The organism is Amycolatopsis orientalis DSM 43388 (assembly GCF_000411975.1).
GTDB classification, from domain to species: Bacteria; Actinomycetota; Actinomycetes; order Mycobacteriales; family Pseudonocardiaceae; genus Amycolatopsis; species Amycolatopsis orientalis_D.
In genome coordinates, this window is sequence record NZ_ASXG01000080.1 from 56732 (window position 1) to 62779 (window position 6048).

Genomic DNA, 6048 nt, shown 5'->3' on the forward strand with positions numbered 1-6048 from the left:
CGTTCACGTCGCGTCCCCGCGAACGGCCTGCGTGGTGTGGGTCAGCTCGTCGGCCAGCGCGACCGCGACTTCGCGATCGAGCCCGGAGATGCGCAGCGGCCCGGCGGCGGAGGCGGTGGTGACGGTGAGCCGGGCCAGCCCGAACAACTGCTCCAGCGGGCCGCGTTCGACGTCGACCGTCTGGATCCGCGAGACCGGCGCGATCCGCCACTCCTGCTTCAGCCAGCCGGACTGGGTGTAGACGGCCTCGCCGGTGACTTCCCAGCGATGCACGCGGTAGCGCCACTGCGGCATGACGAGCAGGTGCAGCGGGGCGAGCACACAGGAGAGCAGCAGCGTCACCGTGAGCCACGACGGCGGATCGTCCGCGGTCGCGACCACCACTGCCTGCACCGCGACCACGACCAGCCAGCCGGCCCCCGCCGACGCCGCCCAGTGTCCCATCGCCCGGCGGCTCACCCGGTGTTCCGGCGGGCGCAACCGCAGTTCAAGCGTGGTCGATTTCTCGGTGTTCACCTGCTCAGAGTGCCCGACCGCGGGGTTCGCTGCCCACGACAAGTGTCACGATGCCCCGATCCGGGTGGCTGCTGAGTGCGGGGCGTTACCAATCCGGCCAAAGGTAGGCCGACCCCCAACTCGGCACGTAACGGTTGCTACGAAGTCATGAGGCCGTGGCTGTGGTCGGGTTGGTAACCATCGGCACAGTACTATTTGCGCCGCGCGCGGGATGGATTTGCAGCTCGGCCGCGTTGTACCGCGTACGTCCGTGCAAAGCGAGCAGCAGGAGGATCCGGTGGGACTCGATCCCGAGGAACTGTACGAGGTGGACTCGGACGTCCCCGACCTGGACGGAGCGGTGCTCCTCCACTTCTTCGAGGGCTTCATGGACGCGGGCTCGGCCGGACGGCTGGTCACCGACCACCTCGCCGGAGAGGTCGAGAATCGGGTCATCGCGCGGTTCGACGTCGACCGGCTCATCGACTACCGGTCGCGCCGCCCGGCGATGATCTACGCGGTCGACCACTGGGAGGAATACGAGACCCCCGAGCTGGTCGTGCGCCTGCTGCACGACGACGACGGCACCCCGTTCCTGCTGCTGTCCGGCCCGGAGCCGGACCGCGAGTGGGAGCTGTTCGCGGCGGCCGTGCGGCAGCTGGTGGAGCGCTGGGGCGTGCGGCTGACCGTCGGGTACCACGGGATTCCGATGGGCGCCCCGCACACGCGCCCGCTCGGCGTCACCGCACACGCGACGCGCGAGCATCTGATCGGTGAGCACCAGCCGCTGCCGAACCGCATGCAGGTCCCGGGCAGTGTCGCCGCGATGCTGGAGTACCGCTTCGGCGAGTGGGGCCACGACGCCATGGGCTTCGCCGCACACGTGCCGCACTACCTGGCGCAGTCGACCTACCCGGCCGCCGCGGTGACGATCCTCGACGCGATCGGCAAGGCCACCGGCCTGCGCCTGCCGGACGGCGAATTGCGCACCGCGGCCGAGGTGGCGAAGGCGGAAATCGACCGTCAGGTCGCGGAGTCCGAGGAATCCGCCGACGTGGTGCGCGCGCTGGAACGTCAGTACGACACGTTCACCGAAGCGTCCGGGCACAGCCTGCTCGCCGAAACGCAGGAGCACATGCCGACGGCGGACGAACTGGCCTCGCAGTTCGAACGCTTCCTCGCTGAACAGGGCGGGGACGGCTCCGAACGCTGAGCCGAGAGGTAAGCAACGCCCGCGGACCGGACCGTCTGCCAGGCCCACCAGAGCCGGGCCGCCATGATCGCCACGCCGGTCATGGTGCGGCCCGCACGTTGCCGCGAGGCTGCGGGGACGGGTGTGGCGGATGACATCTCTGGAGAAACTAGCCGGTTCGCGGTGAATCGGACACCCGGACAGGCCCTGATGGGGTCCGCCGCCGTCGGCGAGGAATCAGGGGTCTTCCCCGCAATCTGCAGGTGAGGCGCGGCTCAGCCAGCCCAGCCCGCCAACTGCCGCAGCGCCTCGCTGGTCGGCCCGAACGCGTCCCCGAGCAGGGCACGCAGTTCGCGGTTGAACGACTCGATCACCGGCCGCAACCGGGCGAGGGTCTCCTTGCCGTCCGGGGTCAGGTCCAGCACCAGCGCCCGGTGCTGTTCCGGATGCGGCTGCCGGACGATCAGCCCCGCGTCGATCAGCCGTCCGGTCATCGCGGTGATCGCCGATTCGCGCTGGCCCAGCTCCGCGGCCAGTTCCCGCTGGGTGAGGCCGGGCCGGTCGTGGACCGCGAGCAGCGCGCCGAGCTGCGGGGTCGTCACGCCGCCCGCGGCGAGGCAGCGCCGGTCGCCCTCGACGCGCAGCCGGTGCGCCGCGCTCTGCAGCAGGAAGAAGAGACGTTCGTCGGCGGCCATGCGGGGATCTTGACAGGGTTCTCTGCTCCCCGCCATCCTCGCTTCACTACTGAAGTACTTCACTGCTGAATCGAGGAGGCGAAATGAACCTGGACTTCGCGCGCGCCGCGCTCGGCGCGCAGCCGTTCAGCGTCCTGCTCGGCGCGCGGGTCGAGGAGTTCGGCGACGGGCGCGCGGTGCTGGAGCTGGACGTGCGCGACGACCTCCGACAGCAGAACGGCTATCTCCACGGCGGCGTCCTCGCCTACGCGGCGGACAACGCGCTCACCTTCGCCGCCGGAACTGTGCTCGGTCCGCAGTTGCTGACGAGCGGCTTCTCCATTGATTACCTCGTGCCCGCCGACGGGGTGCTGCTGCGTGCCGAAGCGACGGTCGTCCAAGCGAGCCGTTCTCGGGCCACGTGCCGCTGCGATCTGTACACAGTGGACGGAGAGGGAAACTCGGCTTTGTTTGCTGCCGCGCAGGGATCCGCGGTGGTCCGGCGCTCGGCTACTGCCGCGTAGACCGGGCAGTGCGGGGCAGCGACCGGTGGTCGGTTATCGTCCCGGGATGAACCAGGAAAGCCAAGATCGGCTGACGACCAGGACTTTGGGCCCTGCGCTGCGCCGGAAGGCCGGCCTGGTGCTGCGCCGGGCCGCGGCCCGCCTGCACGATCCGCACGCCGAGCAACTCGCCGAGCAGTGCGCCGGACTGCGCGCGGAACTGGAACGGACGCGGGCGGACCTGCGGGCGGAGATCGTCCGGCAGGGCGACCGGCTGCTGGACCGCGTGGTCGAGTTCGAGATCCGCAGCCGCCGCGACATCGTGTACGCCGGCGACCAGGACGCGGCGTTGGAGAGCAACGTCTTCGCGCGCGAAAACCTGATTGGCGCGAAGCATTTCGGCAGCCCCAAGGAAACGCTGGAGTACGCGCTTTCCCTCGCGCCGACCGGCGGGATGGCGCTTGAGTTCGGGGTCGCGTCCGGCAACACCTTGCGCACCATCACGGCCGCGCGCAAGGCGACCGAGGTGTACGGCTTCGATTCGTTCGACGGCCTGCCCGAAGCGTGGCTCAACGGCATGCCCGCCGGCGCCTTCGCCCGCGACGATCTGCCCGACGTGCCGGGAGCCGAACTCGTCGTCGGCCTGTTTTCCGACAGCCTGCCGGGGTTTCTGGAGAAGCACCCCGGTCCGGTCGATTTCGTGCACGTCGACGGAGATCTCTACAGCTCCGCGAAGACCGTGCTGGACAACGTCGGCCCGCGGCTGCGGGTCGGCAGCATCGTGCACTTCGACGAGTTCTTCAACTTCCCCGGCTGGAAACGGCACGAGTACCGGGCGTGGACCGAACACGTCGAAAAGACCGGCGTGGAGTTCGCGTACGAGGCCTACACCTACAACGACAACCAGGTCACCGTGCGGATCACCGGCGGACCGGGGCTCATGGAGTGAAGCAGCCGTGCTCGTTGAGCGGCCCGACCGCGGGCAAGATCAGGCCGCACAGGTAGCCGTCGATCCACCGGCCGTTGCCGGTGAGATTCGCGGCGAGGCGGACGAGCGGGGCCAGCTTCCGGATTCCGTCCGAGAGCGACGCGCGGTTGCGTTCGAGCAGCGCGGTCAGCCGGTCGAGCTGGACGAGCACCGGGCCTAGCTCGCGGTCGTTGTCGGCGACCAGCCCGGACACTTCGCTGCTCAGCCGGCGCGCTCCGGCGAGCAGCGCCTGAATGGCCGATTCGCGGTTTTGGACTTCGGCGAGCAGTTGGTTGCAGTCAGCGAGAATCCGGGTCAACTGGGTGTCGCGGTCGGCGAGGGTGGCGGAAACCGTGCGCGCCTGAGCCAAGAGGTGAGCCAGTTTCGCGTCGCGGGCGGACAGGGAATCGGACAGCCGCGACAGTCCGGTCAACGTGGCGCGCACGTCGGCCGGGGTGCGCGCGAACGTGCCGGAAATGGCCTGGAAGCTCTGCGCCAGCTGAGTGGTGTCGATCGCGTCGACGGTCGTGGCGAGCTGCCGGAACGCGGGCAGGACGTCGTACGGAACGGTGGTCCGGCCGCGCGGGATCGGCGTAGCCGGATCCAGCGATCCGGAACCGGCCGGGTCGAGCGCGAGATATTTCTGTCCCAGCAACGTTTTGATCCGGATCGACGCGGATGTCCGGTCCCCGAGCCACGCCCCCGACACCCGGAACGACACCCGGACGGACGCACCGTCGAGCGAAACCCGCGACACCCGGCCGACTTTCACTCCCGCGACCCGCACGTCGTCACCGGTTTGGAGTCCGGCGGCTTCGCTGAACTCGGCGGCATACGCGGTGCCGTCGCCGATGATCGGCAGGTTCGGCGCCTGGAGCGCGGTGAGGACGCCGAGGACGAGCACGGTCATCCCGAGGAGAGCGGTGCGCACAGGGCGCCGGTCGGGATGCACAGCGTGGATAGTGGCTCGCCCAGCCGGGTGAGGCCACTTACCTCACCCGAACGGGCGCATTCCGGCAGTGTCCACTTAGGACTTATGGCGGCCCTGCCCTGCATACGCCCCGTTTCCTGGCGCCGCACCCGACAGCGGGGCTCGGGTGCCATCCTGGCGCGGCTGGCCGACGTGACCGGGGTCATCGGAACATCCGGTGCGGCTCGGCCGTTGAAGGGGTGTGGAGCGAGCGCGGAAGACCCGCGCCCACGCCAATCGGGGAGGAGCCACCATGCGAGACCTGACCACCGGATTGCACCCGGCGCCGGACCTCGTGGACGACACGGACGCGGCCCGGCAGGAGGAACGCCGCCGCAAGGCAGCGCTGGCCGTCGCGTCCCAGGCCAAGGACGCGCAGGAATGCGCCATGCTGCTGGACATGCTGGGCCTGCACGCTCCAGGCGGCAGCCGCACCGAGGTCGCCTGAGGCGCTCCGGTTCCGCCCGGGGTTTCCGAGGTTACGGGGGAGAATGCGCCGCGGCCGGGGTGCGGACCGGCCGTCGGTTTGCCTGCTTGCGAACTGGCCTGGGCCTGGGGAGGCTGGGCTGGTTGTTGACGCGATGACGAGCTGGACGGCTCGGCTGCCGGGGGTGGCCGGGCTGTTTGGTGTGGGGTTACGGTGTTGGCCGGTGGGGTAGCCCGGGCATCGGCTGCGGTGACGGCGCTGGTGGAGTGCGCGAGTTCGCTGGGCGGCGTGGTGGGGTTTGCGTTTGCGGGTGGGTTGGCCCGCTGGGGATCGGCTGTGGTGACGGGGCTGGTCGCGTGAGTGAGTCTGCTGGGCGACGTGCGGGTGCGTTGGGCTCTGGGAATCGGCTGGGGTGACGGTGGCTGGTCGCGCGAGTGAGCCTGCTGGGCGACGTGTGCGGTTGCGGGTGCGTTGGGCTCTGGGGACCGGCTGGGGTGACGGTGGCTGGTCGGGTGCGTGAGCCTGCTGGGCGACGTGTGCGGTTGCGGGTGTGTTGGGCTGTTGGGGATCGGCTGGGGTGACCGGGGCTGGTCGCGTGAGTGAGTCTGCTGGGCGACGTGCGCGTGTGTTGGGCTCTGGGGACCGGCTGGGGTGACGGCGGCTGGTCGAGTGCGTGAGTCTGTCGGGCAGCGTGGCGCGGGGTTTCTGCGTTTCTGGGGCTAGCTCGTTGGGGTGTCGGTGGCTGGTCGGGTGAGCAGGGGTCTGCCCAGGCTTCGGTTGACACCGGAGCTGACTGTTTCTCAGGCCGCTGCTGCGGTGG

Annotated in this window: 7 protein-coding genes; 4 read left to right on the top strand and 3 right to left on the bottom strand. The window is 69.9% G+C overall.

All coding sequences use genetic code 11. The features are described from left to right. Positions 1–3: 3 nt before the first annotated feature. Positions 4–558, bottom strand: a complete 555-nt coding sequence (locus L942_RS16705) for a PH domain-containing protein (protein ID WP_037361250.1) — start codon at positions 556–558, stop codon at positions 4–6. A 235-nt stretch (positions 559–793) separates the two neighbouring features. Here L942_RS16705 and L942_RS16710 point away from each other — a divergent pair, with 235 nt between their 5' ends. Then, entirely contained in the window at positions 794–1708 is a 915-nt protein-coding gene (locus L942_RS16710; protein ID WP_037361253.1) for a proteasome assembly chaperone family protein, read from the top strand. 254 nt (positions 1709–1962) lie between these two features. Here L942_RS16710 and L942_RS16715 read toward each other — a convergent pair whose 3' ends face one another. Further along, positions 1963–2382, bottom strand: coding sequence for a MarR family winged helix-turn-helix transcriptional regulator (locus tag L942_RS16715; protein ID WP_037361256.1), 420 nt, complete (start codon positions 2380–2382; stop codon positions 1963–1965). Between the two features lie 83 nt (positions 2383–2465). Between L942_RS16715 and L942_RS16720 the strand changes: the two genes are divergently transcribed. Next, a complete protein-coding gene (locus L942_RS16720) occupies positions 2466–2885 on the top strand; it encodes a PaaI family thioesterase (protein WP_037361258.1) in 420 nt (139 codons plus the stop codon). A 46-nt stretch (positions 2886–2931) separates the two neighbouring features. After that, positions 2932–3813 carry a class I SAM-dependent methyltransferase gene (locus L942_RS16725; RefSeq protein ID WP_235079192.1) on the top strand — a complete coding sequence of 294 codons (882 nt, stop codon included), beginning with the start codon at positions 2932–2934 and terminating at the stop codon, positions 3811–3813. On the opposite strand, the gene L942_RS16730 is transcribed toward L942_RS16725, so the two are convergent. After that, complete coding sequence (locus L942_RS16730; RefSeq protein ID WP_051166039.1) at positions 3803–4741, bottom strand: MCE family protein; 939 nt, start codon at positions 4739–4741, stop codon at positions 3803–3805. The two genes, L942_RS16725 and L942_RS16730, sit on opposite strands and share 11 nt — an antisense overlap. 313 nt (positions 4742–5054) lie before the next feature. Here L942_RS16730 and L942_RS16735 point away from each other — a divergent pair, with 313 nt between their 5' ends. Next, on the top strand, positions 5055–5249 hold the full coding sequence (locus tag L942_RS16735; protein WP_037361265.1) for a hypothetical protein: 195 nt from the start codon (positions 5055–5057) through the stop codon (positions 5247–5249). Positions 5250–6048 lie beyond the last annotated feature (799 nt).

What these genes read in the sequence shown, in the direction of transcription:
- L942_RS16715 (WP_037361256.1), bottom strand. Translation starts at nt 2,382, where the DNA reads ATGGCCGCCGACGAACGTCTCTTCTTCCTGCTGCAGAGCGCGGCGCAC.
- L942_RS16720 (WP_037361258.1), top strand. Translation starts at nt 2,466, where the DNA reads ATGAACCTGGACTTCGCGCGCGCCGCGCTCGGCGCGCAGCCGTTCAGC.
- L942_RS16725 (WP_235079192.1), top strand. Translation starts at nt 2,932, where the DNA reads ATGAACCAGGAAAGCCAAGATCGGCTGACGACCAGGACTTTGGGCCCT.
- L942_RS16730 (WP_051166039.1), bottom strand. Translation starts at nt 4,741, where the DNA reads ATGACCGTGCTCGTCCTCGGCGTCCTCACCGCGCTCCAGGCGCCGAAC.
- L942_RS16735 (WP_037361265.1), top strand. Translation starts at nt 5,055, where the DNA reads ATGCGAGACCTGACCACCGGATTGCACCCGGCGCCGGACCTCGTGGAC.